The following is a 16,705-nucleotide window of genomic DNA, read 5'->3' as shown; positions in this document are numbered from 1 at the left end:
TAAATATAATCTTTTGGATATTGGTCTTTGTGCTAATATATATTGAATTACGTATAGGGAGGCATCTATGTCCTTTGAAAAAGAAGCTTTATTATATCGATTGCAAATGATGGAAGAAAAAGAAAGGTCATATTTAAAAGAATTGCAGCGTGAGAGACAGGATATTTATGACCGACTTCGTGAACTTGATCATAAGCTATCCCAAGAAGTAGAATTGTTAGCTTCTGAAGAGAATATTACAGATGCTGCAGTTGTACCACAAGTTCCTGAAGTAATTGATCAAGAAAAAGAAGCAGTAAGCGAGGTGGTGGATTCGTTACCCTCAGCAAGCGGGGGAGCTGCTGAAGCTGCTGCAAAATCTAAAATAAGCAATACTCAAGCTGTAAAAAACATCTTAAAAGAAAATGGCGCTAACATGTCCATTTCACAAATCAAAATTGAATTGATTGATAAGTATGGACTAAAGCCATCGAATTTATCTCAACTATTATATAAATTGAAAACAGATACTGATGAAATTATCAGTCCAGGAAGAGCTACTTATAGGTACAATGGTACTTCCCAGGTTTCTCAGCAAGAGGAAATGGAAGTGGGATTGTAAGCAGGAGTATTATTTTACTCTGCTTTTTTATGTGTGACCGGCATTGAACCACATCTCCTTCAATCAGTCCTATGTTGACACGACTGTAAGCAAGATGATAGTTGAAAGTTGCTTATCCTCAACGAACTTCCTAAACCACAGCTTCTACCTGGGATTAGCACCACCTGCTTGTTAATTTTCATAATAAAACTCCTCCCTTAACTTACAAAGCCAGATCCAAAATGGACCTGGCTTTGTAGTTAGGAAACTCAATCTAACCCACTACTTTCCTACTCAGGACGAACATGATCGGGTCCGAAGGGTTAAAAAACATCCGCTTTTTTCTGAGTCGGGACTTTAAGGCACCCCTAGTAGTTCTATACTTATTTTTCCTTCTAATCGTAGCGTTAAGAAAAAGAGCAAGTAAAGGAAAATGGTTCTTTATCGATATAGGTTCGTATGATGTATTTAGATATGGGCTATAAGATGACTAACGACTTTAATCATCACCATGGCTGTTAAAGATCATTATGAATAATCACTGAGAATAGATTGCTTAATCTCTTCTATGTGCTCTTCCATTAAAAGTTGCGCTTTATTTATTTTCGAATGAAGAAGCGCATGTAGTATCTTTTTATGCATATCGTTTGCTTGTAATGGTCTGTCCAAATTTCTGGTCATAATAATTCCAAACCATTTAATTTGCATCTCTAAATTATCCATGATTGAAATTAATCTTTGATTGTTAGAATGCCGAATTATCGTCCGGTGAAGATTTCTATCCGCTTGAAAAAATGAATTAGTTTCTCCACGTTTGATGGCAGACTCTACTTGATTTGCCTCTTCAAGCAATGAGGTTAATGTATCTTTAGAGATATTTAATGCAGCTAGCTCAACCGCCTGGCGCTCTAGTGCTTTTCTTAAGTCGTAGATATCAACAATATCTTTAACTTGAGGTGTACTAACATAGGATCCCGATCGAGGTTTAACTTCGACCAATCCATCTTGTTGAAGACGGTTTAATGCATCGCGTACAGGTGTTCTGCTGACCTTTAGTTCATCAGTAATTTGATGATAATCAATCCTTGAACCGGGCTTAAGTTGAGAATAAAGAATTTTATCACGAAGATATATATATACACGATCATATAAGTTACTGTTATCAAACTCCATAGTAGTTATCCTTTCAACATTATAGATCATTAAATTAGTGGTAATCTCTAATATATCAAGAAATGAGCAAAAAAAAAATTTTTATTTTGAAAATAATATAATTGACAGAATAATCTAAAATGATATAATAACTGATATATTAGATATTAGATTATTGTAAAGGATGTGATTATTAGGGACTAAGAAGTAGTAATGTAATCGTTTTTACAGTCTTCTAGTAAGTATTCATGTGGTCAATGAACGATAAGTTGAATGATAACTTAGTTGAAACCGCTTACATTAAATTTTTTATTTTGATTGTGAGGGAAAGAAATGAATGAGAGACCAGTGATTATGGTAACAGGAGGCTCTTCTGGTTTAGGAAAGGCCGTGACAGAGAGGTTTGCCCATAAGGGGCTTCCTGTGGCAGTAGTAGATATTTCAGCGCAAAATGGGAAGTGTTTGGAGGCCACTTTTTTAGAAGAGGGAAAAACAGTTCGTTTTTATGAGGCAGATGTTACTGATCAAGAGATAGCTAAGAAGGTTGCATCAGATGTTGCAAAAGATTTTGGACGCATTGATTATTTGGTTAACGCGGCGGGAATTATCCGTCGAAGTCCATCCATCCATGTAAGTGATGATGAAATAGGTTCGGTTTTAGATACCAATTTAATTGGAACCGTTTTCATGTGTCAAGCTGTTCAGCCATTTATGATTAAAGCAGGTGGCGGAGCTATTGTGAACTTCGGTTCCATGCTAGCCCATTATGGAAGTAAAAACTTATTGTCTTATGCTGCTTCCAAAGGAGGTGTGGTGCAAGTCACTAAATGCCTTGCAGTAGATTGGGCAGAATACAACATCAGAGTCAATACAGTTAGCCCAGGCTATATAGAGACACCATTATCCTCCGGGGCAACTATAGATAGTGTGTTTCGTGAACGGATATTATCACGAACACCTCAACGACGATTTGGCTCCCCTGATGAAGTGGCTTCAGTAATTGATTTCCTCTGTTCACAGGATGCAAGTTTTATTACAGGAGTCGATCTTCCGGTGGATGGTGGTTTGTTGGCTGGAGATCCAGTCTTGTTTCCGCCAACGAGTTCTTATGAAAAAGAAAAAATAACTGTAGGAGGAAAGACGGATGGAACAAACACTTGATCAATTTACCGAATTAATTCAATTAAATGATAGGGCGATCGATTTAAACGAAATTCCCTGGATTCCCCAGACAGAACGTGCGTGGTTTAAACCAGTTCGCTTTGATATTGCCACAGGCCGATGGATTAACCTACTTAAAGTTAAACCAGGAGGTCAAGTCAACCGTCACCGTCATACGGGTGGACAAGTACTGGCATATACCATTCAGGGAGAATGGCGGTATCTGGAAAGAGAATGGGTAGCCAAGCCGGGTACATTTGTTTATGAACCACCGGGTGATATCCATACTTTGGTTGTAGATGGCGTAGAAGAAATGATTACTCTCTTTATACTCGAGGGGACCGTACAATACTTAGATGATGAAGATAAGATTACCTATCAGGATGATGTGTTTAGGAAGCTTAAACTGTATCAGGATTATTGTAAAGAAAACAATATTGAAATGAAAGAGTTGATATACTGATTAGCCTAAAGAACACTTATAGGGATTCTGTATAGCGCTTATGATCTACCCTACACTTCAAAAAGGGTGTAGGGACTTAAGGGAGGATAGTGATGGGAATTAATAGGAACCTACCTATGCTATTTCCGACAAAAAGCAGATTTAGAGTGGCAATTGCAATCTCCTTTGCATTTTTTGTCGCGTATTTTGACCGTACGAACGTGGCTGTGCTTATTGCAAATCAAGATTTCAATCAAACTTTTGGCATTGACGGAAATAAAGCTGCGCAGGGATTATTATTGACCGCGTTTTTATTTCCGTATGGGCTTGCTAATTTTGCGGCAGGGCCATTGGGCGATAAAATAGGTGGTCGCAAAGCAGTTTCAATATCTATCGTAAGTTGGACGGTTTTAATGGTATTGATGGGTTCAACGAGTAATTATATCTTTTTAATTGTTCTTCGAATCCTTCTTGGTATTGGTGAATCTATTATGACACCTGCCTGCAATATGATTGTTGCCCAATGGTTTCCGGACAAAGAGCGAGCGCGAGCCAACTCTGCATGGTTGGCAGGGTTATATCTGGCTCCGGTCTTTTCTTATCCAGTGATAGCATGGATCATCTCTGCGTTCGGATGGAGAATGAGTTTCTATGTCTTGGGGGCGATTGGTTTATTTATTGCTCTTCCCCTTATGTGGTTCTGGACTAGAGACACTCCTGAACAGGATCCCTACATCACTCAAAATGAGCTTCTGTATATCCGCTCTGGACAGATTGTGGCAAAGCAATTTATCCAGGAGGACGGGTTTTGGAAGCAAGCCGGTGTAGTCTTCAAAAACTATAAGTATTGGCTTTGTGTGTTTGCATATTGTGGGTACACTGTAGGATTCTGGGGCATTGGTACTTTTATGCCATCCTATCTTAAAGAACAGCGACACCTAGGTTTTGAATTAGCAAGCTTAATAGCAGTCCTACCGTGGATAGCGGCGACCATCTTAACGATACTTGGTGGATTGATCGGTGACAGGAAAGTTCGGATTAGAGCCCTCCTTTGGTCAATCGGATATGTGCTTGCGGCAGCTCTCTCATATATGGGTATACTTACAAGCTACGTTGGCATGTCTGTCCTGTTAATTTCATTGGCTGTGGGATTATTGGCATTCACGTTAGGGCCTATGTATGCAGTTATTCAGGAAATGGTGCCGCATAATGTAGCGGGAATCTCTTTCGGAGTCTTTAATGGTTTAACTTACATCGTTGGAAGCTTTGGACCCGCATTATTTGGAATGATTGTGGATAAAACCAACTCATTTAACATTGGTTTTTATTTACTAGACATCTGGCTCATTTTAACGGCAATCGCAGTTATCCCATTGTGGAAAGGGCACCGAGGAGTAAAATTAACGGGATCAAAATTAGATTCAGGTAGTTCAAAAACTGTCGGATAATATTTAAAATTAGTTTTATAGGATTGAAATACATCACAAATTTAAATTAAAGGGTGGTTTGTATGGATTTAGCCCCTACAAAATCGAGATCATCAAGTATTATCGATTGCGACTTTCATCAAACATTAAAAAGCTTTGAAGATTTAAAACCTTATCTTCCCAGGGTATGGTGGCCTAGATTATGTGCCCCGGAAGCAACATTACCCATCACTATCTTTAAACCTATTCCATTATCACGAAGGGATGCATCACCGGGTAAGGGTCTACCACCAGGCTCAGATCCACAATACGCTATAGAAGATGCACTAAATCGTTATAATATTTCAAAGGCTGTTCTAACAGGTAGTCTCCTCACCGTTTCAGCACATAATAATCCGGATTATGCTGCGGCAATTGCCTCAGCTTTCAATGACTATACGCTTGATCATTGGATACCAACAGATGATCGATTTTTAGCTTCTATTCTAGTAGCGACGCAGGATCCTGTCTTGGCAGCGCGTGAGATTGATCGTCTTGGTTCCCATCCTAAAGTGGTTCAGGTACTTCTGCCTGTCGGATCTCGAGAACCTTTTGGACAACGAAGATTTTACCCGATTTATGAAGCGGCTGTACGTAATAATTTGGTTGTCGCTATTCATGGTGGCGGTGAAGGGGACGGCATTAATCCTCCAATTTCAGCAGTTGGCCAACCAACGACCAATTTTGAACGACACAATATTTTAGCGATCCACCACATGTCACAATTGAACAGTATCGTTTGTGAAGGCGTATTTGAAACATTTCCAACATTAAAAGTCATTTTTATAGAAGGAGGTTTAGCATGGGTCCCTCATTTGATGTGGAGAATGGATAAGAATTTTCGGGGTATGAGAAATGAAGTCCCATGGTTAAAGAAAAAACCGAGTGAATATATTATTGAACATTGTCGTTTCACTACACAGCCGATTGAAGAGCCTGATAATCATGAACTTATACAAATGCTCAGCATGATGAGAGCTGAAAAAACCGTCTTGTTCGCTACAGATTACCCACATTGGGACAATGATAGTCCGACATTTGTGCTCAATAAGCTACCAGGCGAATTACGTCGACGTATAGCCTATGAAAACGCAGCGGAACTGTACGAACTTAACCATAGTCATGTTGAAAAAGAGGGTGTCTCTAGATGAGAAAATACAATGCTGCTGAAGTTGGAGAAATAGAAGTTGGAGATTGCAAAATATTAAATATAGAAGGGCGAAGCATAGGTATTTACTACGATGGTGAGAATTATTTTGCTATTCGTAATGTATGTCCCCATGAACAAGCGGAGTTGTGTAAAGGTACATTTACAGGAACAACATTGGCGTCAAAACCACATGAATATATTTATGGAATGGATGGAGAAATCTTGGTGTGTCCTTGGCACGGATGGGAATTCAATGTTAAGACAGGTCAGTCACTTGTTGACCCCAAAAAATATAAAGTAAAGGTTTACGATGTAGAGGTTGAAAATAACAGAATTGTTGTAAACATATAAGATGGATAAAAGAGTCGGTTCTTCCTACGATATGGGAAAAATCGACTTTATTAAATTTCGAGAATAGAAAGGACGGTAAAAGTCATGTCTTTCTTTCCATATAAATACTTTTTGCCAACACGAGTGGAATGCGGAAATGGACTATCCAATAAAACCGGTGAAATGATTAAAGAATTAGGAGCTACCAGAGTATTGATCATCACGGATAAAGGAGTAAGAGCAGCTAATCTGCTTGAAGGAATTGAGAAATCCCTCCTTGCTGTCAACATAGATTATGAAATTTATGATGAGGTAGAACCTAATCCATCAGCTGAAACGATTCATAAGGGAACCGAGTATCTTAAGCACCATAAAAGTGATGCTGTATTAGCAATAGGTGGTGGAAGTAGTATTGACTCTGCGAAGGGAATAGCAGTGATGGCTACCAACCCAGGCGATACTTTGGATTATGAAGGGGTTGGCAATCTTACCATTCCCTCACTACCAATCCAACTACAGCAGGGACAGGGAGTGAAGTAACGGCTTCGACTATTGTAACTGATAAACATTCATTATTTAAAGCTGCAGTGATTAGCCCCTACCTATTTCCGACTTTAGCTATACTAGATCCAACCCTCACTCTGCATTTACCTCAAGACATTACAGCTTCGACGGGTATGGATGCATTAACTCTCGCCATTGAATCGTACACATCAAAAACTTCAAATCTCGTTAGCCAGGCTTTAGCCATTTATGCAGTTAAAATAATTGGAGAAAATTTAATGAAAGCTTACTTTGTAGGAACTGATATAGAAAGCAGGGAAAAAATGCTTGTGTCCTCTATGATCGCAGGGGCAGCATTTTCACAGTCCCGCTTAGGAAATGTACATGCTATTTCTCATACGTTTGGAGGTGTTTTTGATATTCCACATGGAATAGCAAACGCAGCACTTTTACCATTTGTTATGGAATTTAATCTCCCAGCATGTCCTGATAAATTTAAAGATATAGCCATCGCTTTAGGACAAGACGTGACTGGATTATCTACTTTAGAGGCAGCTAAAAAAGCGATTGGCACTGTTATTGAAATGAACCGAGCGATGAATATTCCCCTTAATATAAAAGAGTTGGGAGTCTCACTGAATTTATTGCACAAATTAGTAGAGGATTCAATGAGAAGTGGCAATGTACTTATTAACCCTAGAGTTACCAAAGCAAACGATATAAAATCCATTATTGAAAATGCGTATCATGGTAATTTTGAAGGAAATATAAACAAAGTAGTTGATTTTTCTTATAAAATTTGAGGTTGCATAGGAATGATGAAAAGAGTAACGATGCTAAAAAGAAGGCCGGGAAATTCAATCAATACTCATAATTTCGAGAAAATCAGGCTTAACCGGGCTCGGGTTTAGGGGGATCTATTTTCGGTTAATTCCCAGTGTGGAAATGGGATCGAAGCTCATGGTTTGACCCAAACGCCGTAAAAGCGATGAAGGAAGTAGATATCGACATCTCAAACCAAACGTCTGATATCATCGACCCTCAAATCTTGAACTACGCAGACTTCGTGGTTATGCTTTGCGGGGATGCGGCAGATAAATGCCCGATGACTCCACCTCACGTAAAACGTGATCACTGGGGATTTGATGATCCTGCGAAGGCTCAAGGAACAGAAGAAGAAAAGTGGAAGTTCTTCCAGCGTGTTCGTGATGAAATTGGAGATCGCATCCCACCTTTGCGAAATCTGGAAAATAAAAAAGACGGTCCAATGGGCGACTCTTACTATTAGGATTCTTCTTAGTGTATCAATGAGGCCATTATGGAAGAGGGATATCGCTGGCTTATAATCCACTGAACGTCCTCATTTGAAAGGTGAAACCATTCCCCGTGAACACGTTTTGGGCGAAAATACTGGTGAAAGAGTTTCTCGGCTTGCGTAATTTCACTTGATTAAAGTAATCCCGAAAACGTATCTTCTGAATTTCACTCTAGTGTCACGGTCAGACGATTACGCGGTAGTGAAGCTGAACAACTCCGCATCGGAAGCGGCGCTCACCGAGCAACTCGAGCCGCATGCGGAGGTTGTCCGGCAATGCTCGCTTACCTCCACCCAAGACGATCGGATTAAGAAGCAGATGACACTCGTCGATCAGTCCCGCGCTCATCGCCTGCCCAGCAAGCTCGGGGCCGCCAATCGTAATGTCGGCTCCTGAAGACTCCTTCAGCCTTCGGATCGCATCAGGATCGAATTCGCGCTCGATCCTAGTCCTGGCGCTTGAAACCGACTGAAGTGTCCGGGAATATACGATCTTCTCAGCAGCTCGCCAAATCTGCGCGAAGTTCCGCATTACCTCCAGTTGATCGCCGCTGGACGGGTTCATTTTGATGTTCGCCGTCTCCCAGTACACCATCGACTCGTACATTCGACGCCCGTACAGGTAGGTGCCAATTGGCTGCTGGAAGTCAGTCCAGAACGCAAACACCTCGTCATCCGAGATCAACCACTCGAGATTGCCGCGCTCGTCCTCAATGTAACCGTCCATAGATACATTAACAGGGTAGATCAGTTTAGCCATTTCGATAACGCACTCCAATCTCTGTTCATAAACTATATTTTAAGACATTTCAGTTCGGATTGTTTCTTTCAGATTGCTAATCAATCTGCCAGTTAGTTTAACCAGAGTAATCAGAAATCCGAAGTTTGGTGTTCGTGTCGGTCACAGAAAACAGGCAGATTTGACCAACATATTTTGCTTATTCGACGCGGTATTCTCATATTCCTTGCTGTCTAAGTAACGAAACCACGCCAAGTAATTCTACAAATACCTTCACGCCTTTCACACGTTGTTTTCCGTCGGACTTGAATCGGTAATGAGCCAGCCTTTTGAATTCGTATTCGCATAGGAGCTAAATGCCCTCCATGAATCAGTACATAGCACGTTTGAGTCAGATAGATGACCACCAATCGCTTCGTCTCATTTTGTAGTCCGAATACGTCCAATCTTAAAAAACAGAAGAAGTATGAAATAATAGATCTCGAAACCGGGATAGTCAAACATTATATTAATCTTGAAGTAGTTATAGAAGATTTGAAGATTTGAAATGAGGAGGAAAGGGGGACTGCGGTGGAATATTACAGTTTGAAAGAAAACGGATACGTTTTAAAACGAAGAAGGACTTAGCCCTTCTTTTTTTGTGTTAATAAAAGAATATACCTTTGTCTTATTGCATCAAAATTCATTTAACTAAAGTAAGCAGAAAAGAAATTTGCGATTAAATTGTGATTGTTATTGAGCGATAAGAAGAACCAAAAAAGAATGAATCAGGAGAAGTATGCAGTAGCATTGGTTCAATAAACATCTTCATTACCAAACTGCCATAATAAATTATTGGAACCAAAGAATATGTAATTATTTCATGATGGTAAAGTTTAACAATTGGTTGATGAAACATGATAAAATTAATGTAGCGATAGGAAGGAGCCTAAATGGAGAAAAAGGAATTTTTAAGTGAGTGGAAATCTTTTATAAAAGGGTGCATTGCTGCATATTGCGTGGTCATAATTTATCAGTTTGTGTATGGGGTACTGCTTAGTCCTTATCGAATGGAATCACTTGATAACTTTAAGATAGGTCTTTCTACCATGGAAATACCCGCCATTATTACTTTCGGATCGTTCTTTATTCTTCCTGGTTGTTTCATAGGTGAAGTACTTTATTGTAGGTTCGTACATAACAAGCATTTCTTATTAGGCTGTTTAATTTTTATAGTGATTGGTTTTGCCTACGGGAGTACATTTTACTTGCTTGCATATATAGATCCTTCCTCTGAAGGTGATTTTGTTTTTGATTGGTTCATATATGTCAATTCTACCGTTGGTTCACTTATGTTTTATATTTTCAGAAAAACAAAGGTAGGGCAAAAATGAGGGAGTTATATAAGCTTGTTATAGACAGATGGATATTGTACAATCATCGTATGGGCTGGGGAAGTAAATGTCCCCAAAAGTATATTGGGAAGAGAGCTGGAGGATCGGCTCTCTTTTTATTTTGGTCTTTTTTGTTGGTTAAATTTTGAAAATTTAGGCATTTAAGTCAGGAAGTATGATATAATCTTCTTAATTCCTCCTCTCTGGAGACAGTGCCCCTTTGGACGACAAGGACCTAGCATCCATTGTCGTCTTTTTATGCTTTAAACGGAAAATCGATAAGGAAGGAGGGATACATTGATTTGGCTCATTGTTTTTACTCCGGTATTATTGTTAATCATTGTGGGAGTAATTATTGAAAAAAGAGGAAAACGTAAAGGAACTCATATGAATATGGATCATAATCATGAGCATGTAATTTAACGTGTAATCAATGTTAATCAGGAAGACAAACCCTGTTATTTGAAATCCATATAAAATATGAAACAAGCGAGGAATCACACATTGAGAAAACATTTTGGTAAAATTTCATTTACTTTTTTAGTTTTAACTTTTGTCTTTTTTTTCATGGTTCCTACTAATAATAATTACTCATCAACAACCATCAACACATGGTTATTGATCGGATTAGCTCTGACATTAATTTTTGCCTTTTTAAGTCCTAAAAATATATGGAAAAAGATTGTACTAACCGTTATTGCAATAGCAATTGTAATCTTTTTATTTATTGCTATTGCATTTGGTATATCAGGTTTATAAAGGATGCAGCTGATCAAGAAATTGAGGAGGAAATCAGATTTCTGAAGAGGTAGAACCGCCTGTTTTTTCTGGGAAGACGAATGGGTCGACAGAATCGCAAAATAGCAAAGGCTATCTATACAGCATCATGTGTAAAGACCGATATCAAAACGATTAAATGGGTTCCGGCTACATGGAGTCCTATAAAGGACAAGGAGGGATTTATTAGATGCTAGTCATAACGACTGGCTTTTTATAATAAATCAAGGAAGCGATTAGGTTGTATCCATTAAATCTAAGAATGTAGCTACAGCTAGATGAGATCGATGAAGCCGCGACCGCTGGTTAAAAAGTAATGGTAAACTGCGGCCTTCTCTTTTATAGTAAGGATTCGTTCAAATGAACAGAACCCTGACATCGGTAAGGCTAATTTTCCCTTAAGTTTACCTTCACGCCAAGGCAGAGCCATTGCATTGTCACGTATGGCCGTATCATGAAGATCGAATACAAAGCAAAATAACGCATAATTAACGTCATTATTTATCTCGAAATCTTCTCTGACCCAGTAACTCTGCTGCCTTTTTTGCCTTTTCGTGTTCTGGATTACTGTAAAGAGCAGCCGTTGTTGTCGAGCTGTGTCCAAGTTGAGTCATGAGCAAATGGATATCTCCCTCTTGAGCCATTAGATGAGTACCATATGTATGCCTCAACTTATGTGGGGACATAGCTTTATTTGATGTAAATGCTTTTGTATATTTCTTAACAAGAGCCTCAATGGCACGATTTGAAATGGGAGTAGCTGTACCATGTACTTTAGTTAGAAAGACATAATCATATCCATCATTTTTACCATTATAACGGGCCTCTCGAACGGATAAATAATTTTGTAAATCCTTCATGGAAGCAGGTACAACGGCTACAATGTCTTTTTTTCCACCTTTTCTGAGAACGTGGATTTTGCTATCATCAAAATCCAAGTCACGTATTCTTAAATTAGATAACTCATTTACTCGGATACCACTACCGAGAAAAAGGGATAGAATCGCAAGATCCCGTTCTTTATCTCTCTGAAAATATGCCAACTGACGCGGACTTAGGTTTTTCTCATACAAATTTTTAACATACTCTAAAAAAATAGTATCGTCGTCATTATGGAATATTTGTGTTGAAATCCGTGCAGCGCGCGAACCCAGGGTTTCCTTAACTTTATTCACTTCAATTTTTAACATTACATTTCGATAAAAATAAGGTTCGCCTTCTTCATTTTCCGTTTGAGTAGTCAAATACTTAAAGAGGGAACGGAGAGCAGAGATTTTTCGATTAATGGAAACCTTTTCTGCTTTCTTGGTTTCGTTTTTATTTATTGAAATGTTTCTACGTTCAAGAAATTTTATGAAGGAACGAGCATTCTCCAACTTGAGATTTTCCAAATCTGATAGGGGTATTTCCTTAATTTCTGTACATTTAGAAATACCTTCAGCAATAAGCCACTCAAAAAACAATTTGTAATCGAGAACATAGTTTAAAAGGGTAGAGGGAGAACGGTTGCTAAGTTTATCATCCACATATTCTGCAACATAAAAGGGCATCCGTTTGACCAGCTGTTCTAATTTTTGTTCATGTACTTGATGTTGTCGAGTATTAGCCAATGTCTTCAAACCCTTCTTTTATAAAATGTGCAATAACTATGCGTATAATTCAATTTTTACGAATAATTGTTTACATAATTATATTATGTTTTACTTATTGTCGAAACAGGCACTTTGACATATTCGTATTGGGTAGGGTAGAGAGTTTCTAGATTTTCGCCTTGCCTGTTCAGCAGCTTCTTCACCTTTAAAGATTGTATCAATAGTAAAAGCCTCATCATTGGTATTTAAATGAAACACTCTAATCTTATAGTTCATATTAAAACCTCCTAAAACATTAGTATTGGAGAATTTGTCTTGTAAACTCTTTAAAATCACCAAGGTGTTTTTCTACTATTTGTTTTAAGATCTCATTGTTTATGGACTGATAATCATGGACTGCTATGTTTCTAAACCCAACCATTGCTTTTAATCGTTTCGCAATTTGTTCTTCAATAATCGCATGTTCTTGTAACATATCAAACGCATCTCTACTGGATTGCGGAAGTCCTAGGCGTTTATCTGCAATTATATGCATTGCCAAATCAATTGAGGCTTCACACGCACGTTGTATATTAAGAATGATGGAGTCTTGCTTGGTAAAGTCCTTAAGGTTTTTAGGATTATTCTCATAAACCTGGTGAATTCTACTTACACAACGTTCAATCACACTTATTTTGTTTAGAATAACGTCATTTTTCATAAATTGACCCACTTTCATCAATTTTCTTTAGTATATTCTTACGTTCTTCATTCAACTTTGCGTACATACTTAATGCAGTCATTTGTAAGTTCTTTAATACGTTTTCATCTGCACAATAAATTACCTGACCAGTTGAGTAAATCTGAGCCTTAAAAACAGTTGACGCTGCGTTAATATTGATTAAATCGACATCTACCTTAATCAAAGATGCCAGTTCTTGTGCAAGTTCAAATATTTCATATGTAGTAAAATTCTTTTGTGAATGGAAGGCAATATCAATATCGCTCTCTTTATGTACGGAGTCTTTCGCATAGGATCCAAAGATAATAATAAATGTCGGATTAATTTTTGTTATTAGGAATTCCTGTATAATTTGAAACATATCTGGTTTCATTTACAAACACTCCCTAATATTTATGGCTTTATTATACCAAACATTTATTCCTATGTCTTATTATTCGTAAAATCAGTATTTTACGCAAAGTTAAACTATAAAATGGCAATGATTATTTTTTATATCGTGAGTTCTTCCCTTACCTCTTTTTAACTAGGAGGTTCCATAATAAGCGACCAAGGGGATGACTTGGTCGCGTAAAAATCGAGGTGTCCCTTCTCTTATATACCCAGGAAGGTTAACATAATTATATCAGGTGACACTTAGTCTACTTTAGTATATCCAATTCCTAACAAATGAACATATTTGGAGCTGTATCGAATTATTTAAAAATTGAAACGAAAAAATCTATTTTTTATATTTTAATTGTAAAATTCATCCTTTCTCTTAGGAGGCGATAGATATGGAAGTTTGTATTTATTGCGGCCAGGAATTTTCCTGGCAAAGAGATAGTCCGTCTTGCCAGATATGCGGACAGGCTATTATAAAAAGGAGCCTGCATTGGTGAGTGGTACCAGGATTATGATGACGTTTTTCCAGAATATGAAGATTACAATGATAGTTAAAGGAGGCGTACAAAATGTCTAGTAAATCAGGCCGTAGGCGTAGAAAAGTTGGACGTTTCCTTCAAAAGGAATTGAAAAAGGTGGGACATCGAGTAAAAAAACAGCAGCCTGTTTTAATCGGGTCGAGTGGCCAAGAAAGACCACCTGAGATTAGGGATACACCATTAAATCCTTACTTTACCACTTGGAATCAATTTAAAAACAAAGGAGCATGATTTAATCTTGATTCTTATCAGGAGGCAATGATCTATGTCTTTAATTCCATATGAACCATTGCGTATGCTTGATAACATGAAAAGAGAATTAAATCGATTTTTGATATATAAAGAACCGCCCATCTAAGATAAGCGATTCCTTATGCCTGGTATTTTACTTATTATTCATCTGCCAGTTCAACCGTATACAAATACAATAATGGGTCAGTGTTAATCCAGGAGCTTTCAAACACGAAGACCACCTTATAATTCTCATAATCAGTGTAAGTGACATAGTGCATTCCTTCATTTTCCTGTTCACTTACTGGTTCTCCTATCAATGTCTTTAACTCTGATAAATGAATGGTTTGCAACTGGGGGTCAAAATCCTCAATGGCGGTAATCGTTTTTCTCCCGGTTGAATTGTCATAGAGGAATCGAACATTATGACTCCAATAATTGGCCGCAGCGGTACTTAAATCTTCAGGTGGACCCCAGGATTTTTTGACTTTCTTCAATGAATCACCAACAGAAAAAGGGACACTGTTTATCGACTGTTGAGATTCATAAGCTAAGCCCATGATTTCGCGAATCAAGATATCCGGTGTAGACTGCTGAGATGCTGTGGCGGCAGAAGTAAAAGCAGGTCCACTAAGCATGAAGAGTGAAAGTGTTAAAAAAACAATTAAACTTCGAATGAAACGACTTTTTTGTTTCAAAATAATACACTCCTTCTAGAGGTTTTTGGAAATGGTAAAATCATACAAGATGATTGTGCAATTGCCAAGCCCCATCCATCACTCCTGTCGTACAGTTAACCCCTTTCAAATTTTTAGTCGTAATAAGATTAAAAAAGGTCACAAAGAAATGCTAATTTACATAAAGCAATCAAACTACATTGTGATGGCAATTTGCGCTACAGATACTTGATTTTCATCTGCAATTTCAGGCAATGGTTCTACAAGGGCTTCGTTCTTTCAAGATTTCCGCTGGTTATCCTCCACAACTAACACTGTATCTTATGACCATGTACCACTCATCACCCTCTGGAAAGAACACCGTAAGCAGCTGTCAGCGAAATGCCTAAATTCCAGTAGAGAAGGCAAGGTATTTTAAAATGCGACTTTCTTATTTGCAACCAACTAATTGGATGTACAGCATGCGCTCTGAATGGGAATCCACTCCTACTACGGAAAGCAGATTGGAAGTCGATATTCCTGGATTGGAAAAGAAAGAAGACGTGACGATTAAGATTGGGAATGATAATGTACTTTCTATTAGTGGCACTATAAATATGGCGAACGAAGTTAAGGACGACCACATGTATACTCAGGAGCGCTTTACAGGCCGATTTGATCGTTCCATCCGTCTGCCAGCTCGTGTGGCTGCAGAAAAAGAAGCGAAAGCCACGTACAAGAATGGAGTTCTTGAGATTCGTATGCTGAAGTTAGATGATCAGGAAAAGGGGCTGAAACAAATTGATGTGGAGTTTCATTAAGAGTTCAGGGTAAGGGGTAGCCTTACCCCGGTTAATTTCGCTTCTCTTTTTATATGTTTGGCCAGGTTCCCCTCTTAATGTCTTTCTAGACTTGCCTTTTTAATATTACTTGGCTTTTATCAGATGATCCTCAAAGCTTCTGCAAAAACACAAACGTTTACACAAGTGTATTTGTTTTATTTCTTTTGTGTAGAATAAAAAAGCCGCCGGTATCGGCAGCTTTATATGAAATGATCCAATAATATAAATAGATTCAACAGAAGGACGGCCGCGTATAAGATTGAATTTCTTCTGTAGGATGTTTTAAGATATCGCATCATATTTGTGTTCACATTACGAATATCTTCGAGCATCACCTGCTTTAAGTCTTTATTTTCATGAGACTCTTGCTTGGCCAGTTCTTCTTGAATGAAATCGCATTTTTCCTTTTCTTCTCGTTTTCGTTTCCCGTAATATAGATACGAATAATACCACATATGAAGAATCAAAAACGAAGATGCGATGTTAACAAAGACGCTTATTGCCCCAATACCTGCATTCCAACCATATGATTCCCTAGTTATCGGGTTGACAAAGGTGAATATCATAATAATAAAGTAAGCAAAAAGGATCGGCAAAAAATGCCGGTTTGCAAAGGACAGTTTTTTACGATAGGTATTCCCCTTGCTGTTATCCTCAGTCATAATGATAGAATTGCTCCTTTTCCTTATCAGGTAGTTGGTCCGGTCTCTTACTATGCTTTCTGCAATACTGACAGACCTTATAGACCAAA

22 protein-coding genes and 2 pseudogenes are annotated in these 16,705 nt (G+C 38.2%); 14 read left to right on the top strand and 10 right to left on the bottom strand.

The features are described 5' to 3' along the window. The first annotated feature begins 67 nt into the window (after positions 1-67). Positions 68-601, top strand: coding sequence for a Rok-like winged helix domain-containing protein (locus BLT53_RS21605; RefSeq protein WP_090238632.1), 534 nt, complete (start codon positions 68-70; stop codon positions 599-601). 507 nt (positions 602-1,108) lie between these two features. Here the strand turns inward: BLT53_RS21605 and BLT53_RS21600 are convergent. Next, positions 1,109-1,753 (bottom strand): GntR family transcriptional regulator, encoded by a 645-nt coding sequence (locus BLT53_RS21600; protein ID WP_090238630.1) that lies wholly within the window; start codon positions 1,751-1,753, stop codon positions 1,109-1,111. A gap of 312 nt (positions 1,754-2,065) precedes the next feature. Between BLT53_RS21600 and BLT53_RS21595 the strand changes: the two genes are divergently transcribed. The 8 genes and pseudogenes from BLT53_RS21595 to BLT53_RS21565 all read left to right on the top strand — a co-directional run. Further along, positions 2,066-2,893: an SDR family NAD(P)-dependent oxidoreductase gene (locus BLT53_RS21595; RefSeq protein WP_090238627.1), complete on the top strand. Its 828-nt coding sequence runs from the start codon at positions 2,066-2,068 to the stop codon at positions 2,891-2,893. Next, positions 2,877-3,356 carry a 2,4'-dihydroxyacetophenone dioxygenase family protein gene (locus BLT53_RS21590; protein WP_061971325.1) on the top strand — a complete coding sequence of 160 codons (480 nt, stop codon included), beginning with the start codon at positions 2,877-2,879 and terminating at the stop codon, positions 3,354-3,356. Before BLT53_RS21595 ends, BLT53_RS21590 begins: the two co-directional genes overlap by 17 nt. A 92-nt stretch (positions 3,357-3,448) precedes the next feature. Next, the gene (locus tag BLT53_RS21585; protein WP_090238624.1) at positions 3,449-4,783 is read left to right on the top strand and encodes an MFS transporter; all 1,335 of its coding nucleotides are present in this window, start codon (positions 3,449-3,451) and stop codon (positions 4,781-4,783) included. 62 nt (positions 4,784-4,845) lie between these two features. Then, the gene (locus tag BLT53_RS21580; protein WP_090238621.1) at positions 4,846-5,952 is read left to right on the top strand and encodes an amidohydrolase family protein; all 1,107 of its coding nucleotides are present in this window, start codon (positions 4,846-4,848) and stop codon (positions 5,950-5,952) included. Next, positions 5,949-6,302 carry a Rieske (2Fe-2S) protein gene (locus tag BLT53_RS21575; protein WP_090238618.1) on the top strand — a complete coding sequence of 118 codons (354 nt, stop codon included), beginning with the start codon at positions 5,949-5,951 and terminating at the stop codon, positions 6,300-6,302. Before BLT53_RS21580 ends, BLT53_RS21575 begins: the two co-directional genes overlap by 4 nt. 84 nt (positions 6,303-6,386) lie before the next feature. Further along, on the top strand, positions 6,387-6,821 hold the full coding sequence (locus tag BLT53_RS25680) for an iron-containing alcohol dehydrogenase (RefSeq protein ID WP_211516931.1): 435 nt from the start codon (positions 6,387-6,389) through the stop codon (positions 6,819-6,821). A gap of 137 nt (positions 6,822-6,958) precedes the next feature. Further along, a complete protein-coding gene (locus tag BLT53_RS21570) occupies positions 6,959-7,588 on the top strand; it encodes an iron-containing alcohol dehydrogenase (protein ID WP_425284732.1) in 630 nt (209 codons plus the stop codon). A 108-nt stretch (positions 7,589-7,696) separates the two neighbouring features. Then, positions 7,697-8,039: pseudogene (locus BLT53_RS21565) on the top strand (arsenate reductase/protein-tyrosine-phosphatase family protein); the annotation flags it as partial. Positions 8,040-8,081: 42 nt separating this feature from the next. Here BLT53_RS21565 and BLT53_RS25860 read toward each other — a convergent pair. From BLT53_RS25860 to BLT53_RS24820, 3 genes and pseudogenes are all read right to left on the bottom strand, one after another. Next, positions 8,082-8,225 (bottom strand): GIY-YIG nuclease family protein, encoded by a 144-nt coding sequence (locus tag BLT53_RS25860; RefSeq protein ID WP_139168452.1) that lies wholly within the window; start codon positions 8,223-8,225, stop codon positions 8,082-8,084. A 59-nt stretch (positions 8,226-8,284) separates the two neighbouring features. Next, a complete protein-coding gene (locus tag BLT53_RS21560; protein ID WP_090238615.1) occupies positions 8,285-8,860 on the bottom strand; it encodes a dihydrofolate reductase family protein in 576 nt (191 codons plus the stop codon). A gap of 110 nt (positions 8,861-8,970) precedes the next feature. Then, positions 8,971-9,259, bottom strand: a pseudogene (locus tag BLT53_RS24820) (IS1595 family transposase); the annotation flags it as partial. A gap of 512 nt (positions 9,260-9,771) precedes the next feature. On the opposite strand from BLT53_RS24820, the gene BLT53_RS21555 reads away from it, so the two are divergent. From BLT53_RS21555 to BLT53_RS21550, 3 genes are all read left to right on the top strand, one after another. Further along, positions 9,772-10,212: a hypothetical protein gene (locus tag BLT53_RS21555; protein ID WP_090238612.1), complete on the top strand. Its 441-nt coding sequence runs from the start codon at positions 9,772-9,774 to the stop codon at positions 10,210-10,212. Between the two features lie 297 nt (positions 10,213-10,509). Continuing rightward, a complete protein-coding gene (locus BLT53_RS25675; RefSeq protein ID WP_280138831.1) occupies positions 10,510-10,635 on the top strand; it encodes a hypothetical protein in 126 nt (41 codons plus the stop codon). A gap of 81 nt (positions 10,636-10,716) precedes the next feature. Beyond that, positions 10,717-10,971 carry a hypothetical protein gene (locus BLT53_RS21550; protein WP_090238931.1) on the top strand — a complete coding sequence of 85 codons (255 nt, stop codon included), beginning with the start codon at positions 10,717-10,719 and terminating at the stop codon, positions 10,969-10,971. Between the two features lie 515 nt (positions 10,972-11,486). Here the strand turns inward: BLT53_RS21550 and xerS are convergent. The 4 genes from xerS to mntA all read right to left on the bottom strand — a co-directional run bounded on the left by xerS (position 11,487) and on the right by mntA (position 13,675). Continuing rightward, complete coding sequence (xerS, locus tag BLT53_RS21545; RefSeq protein ID WP_090238608.1) at positions 11,487-12,599, bottom strand: tyrosine recombinase XerS; 1,113 nt, start codon at positions 12,597-12,599, stop codon at positions 11,487-11,489. A 90-nt stretch (positions 12,600-12,689) separates the two neighbouring features. Next, on the bottom strand, positions 12,690-12,857 hold the full coding sequence (locus tag BLT53_RS25230) for a hypothetical protein (protein WP_170834464.1): 168 nt from the start codon (positions 12,855-12,857) through the stop codon (positions 12,690-12,692). A 19-nt stretch (positions 12,858-12,876) separates the two neighbouring features. Beyond that, positions 12,877-13,281 carry a type VII toxin-antitoxin system HepT family RNase toxin gene (gene hepT / locus BLT53_RS21540; protein ID WP_090238605.1) on the bottom strand — a complete coding sequence of 135 codons (405 nt, stop codon included), beginning with the start codon at positions 13,279-13,281 and terminating at the stop codon, positions 12,877-12,879. Further along, on the bottom strand, positions 13,271-13,675 hold the full coding sequence (gene mntA, locus BLT53_RS21535) for a type VII toxin-antitoxin system MntA family adenylyltransferase antitoxin (protein ID WP_090238602.1): 405 nt from the start codon (positions 13,673-13,675) through the stop codon (positions 13,271-13,273). The genes hepT and mntA overlap by 11 nt, the downstream gene beginning before the upstream one ends. Positions 13,676-14,255: 580 nt before the next feature. Here mntA and BLT53_RS21530 point away from each other — a divergent pair. After that, entirely contained in the window at positions 14,256-14,456 is a 201-nt protein-coding gene (locus BLT53_RS21530; RefSeq protein ID WP_090238599.1) for a hypothetical protein, read from the top strand. A 161-nt stretch (positions 14,457-14,617) separates the two neighbouring features. On the opposite strand, the gene BLT53_RS21525 is transcribed toward BLT53_RS21530, so the two are convergent. After that, a complete protein-coding gene (locus BLT53_RS21525; protein WP_090238596.1) occupies positions 14,618-15,154 on the bottom strand; it encodes a DUF4309 domain-containing protein in 537 nt (178 codons plus the stop codon). 440 nt (positions 15,155-15,594) lie between these two features. Here BLT53_RS21525 and BLT53_RS21520 point away from each other — a divergent pair, with 440 nt between their 5' ends. After that, positions 15,595-15,933, top strand: a complete 339-nt coding sequence (locus tag BLT53_RS21520; protein ID WP_342027885.1) for an Hsp20/alpha crystallin family protein — start codon at positions 15,595-15,597, stop codon at positions 15,931-15,933. Positions 15,934-16,154: 221 nt separating this feature from the next. Here the strand turns inward: BLT53_RS21520 and BLT53_RS21515 are convergent, their stop codons facing one another. Then, positions 16,155-16,616 (bottom strand): hypothetical protein, encoded by a 462-nt coding sequence (locus BLT53_RS21515; RefSeq protein WP_090238590.1) that lies wholly within the window; start codon positions 16,614-16,616, stop codon positions 16,155-16,157. Positions 16,617-16,705 lie beyond the last annotated feature (89 nt).

Source organism: Fictibacillus solisalsi (assembly GCF_900103485.1).
Classification (GTDB): Bacteria; Bacillota; Bacilli; order Bacillales; family Fictibacillaceae; genus Fictibacillus_C; species Fictibacillus_C solisalsi.
Note: the sequence above shows the minus strand (reverse complement) of the source record. Positions and strands in the feature narration are given on the sequence as shown.

Coding starts and splice junctions, on each gene's coding strand:
- BLT53_RS25230 (WP_170834464.1), bottom strand. CDS start 12,857: ATGAACTATAAGATTAGAGTGTTTCATTTAAATACCAATGATGAGGCT.
- mntA (WP_090238602.1), bottom strand. CDS start 13,675: ATGAAACCAGATATGTTTCAAATTATACAGGAATTCCTAATAACAAAA.
- BLT53_RS21605 (WP_090238632.1), top strand. CDS start 68: ATGTCCTTTGAAAAAGAAGCTTTATTATATCGATTGCAAATGATGGAA.
- BLT53_RS21575 (WP_090238618.1), top strand. CDS start 5,949: ATGAGAAAATACAATGCTGCTGAAGTTGGAGAAATAGAAGTTGGAGAT.
- BLT53_RS21585 (WP_090238624.1), top strand. CDS start 3,449: ATGGGAATTAATAGGAACCTACCTATGCTATTTCCGACAAAAAGCAGA.
- BLT53_RS21555 (WP_090238612.1), top strand. CDS start 9,772: ATGGAGAAAAAGGAATTTTTAAGTGAGTGGAAATCTTTTATAAAAGGG.
- BLT53_RS21515 (WP_090238590.1), bottom strand. CDS start 16,616: ATGACTGAGGATAACAGCAAGGGGAATACCTATCGTAAAAAACTGTCC.
- BLT53_RS21580 (WP_090238621.1), top strand. CDS start 4,846: ATGGATTTAGCCCCTACAAAATCGAGATCATCAAGTATTATCGATTGC.
- BLT53_RS25680 (WP_211516931.1), top strand. CDS start 6,387: ATGTCTTTCTTTCCATATAAATACTTTTTGCCAACACGAGTGGAATGC.
- BLT53_RS21590 (WP_061971325.1), top strand. CDS start 2,877: ATGGAACAAACACTTGATCAATTTACCGAATTAATTCAATTAAATGAT.
- BLT53_RS21560 (WP_090238615.1), bottom strand. CDS start 8,860: ATGGCTAAACTGATCTACCCTGTTAATGTATCTATGGACGGTTACATT.
- BLT53_RS21530 (WP_090238599.1), top strand. CDS start 14,256: ATGTCTAGTAAATCAGGCCGTAGGCGTAGAAAAGTTGGACGTTTCCTT.
- hepT (WP_090238605.1), bottom strand. CDS start 13,281: ATGAAAAATGACGTTATTCTAAACAAAATAAGTGTGATTGAACGTTGT.
- BLT53_RS21570 (WP_425284732.1), top strand. CDS start 6,959: ATGGATGCATTAACTCTCGCCATTGAATCGTACACATCAAAAACTTCA.
- BLT53_RS21520 (WP_342027885.1), top strand. CDS start 15,595: ATGCGCTCTGAATGGGAATCCACTCCTACTACGGAAAGCAGATTGGAA.
- BLT53_RS21595 (WP_090238627.1), top strand. CDS start 2,066: ATGAATGAGAGACCAGTGATTATGGTAACAGGAGGCTCTTCTGGTTTA.
- BLT53_RS21600 (WP_090238630.1), bottom strand. CDS start 1,753: ATGGAGTTTGATAACAGTAACTTATATGATCGTGTATATATATATCTT.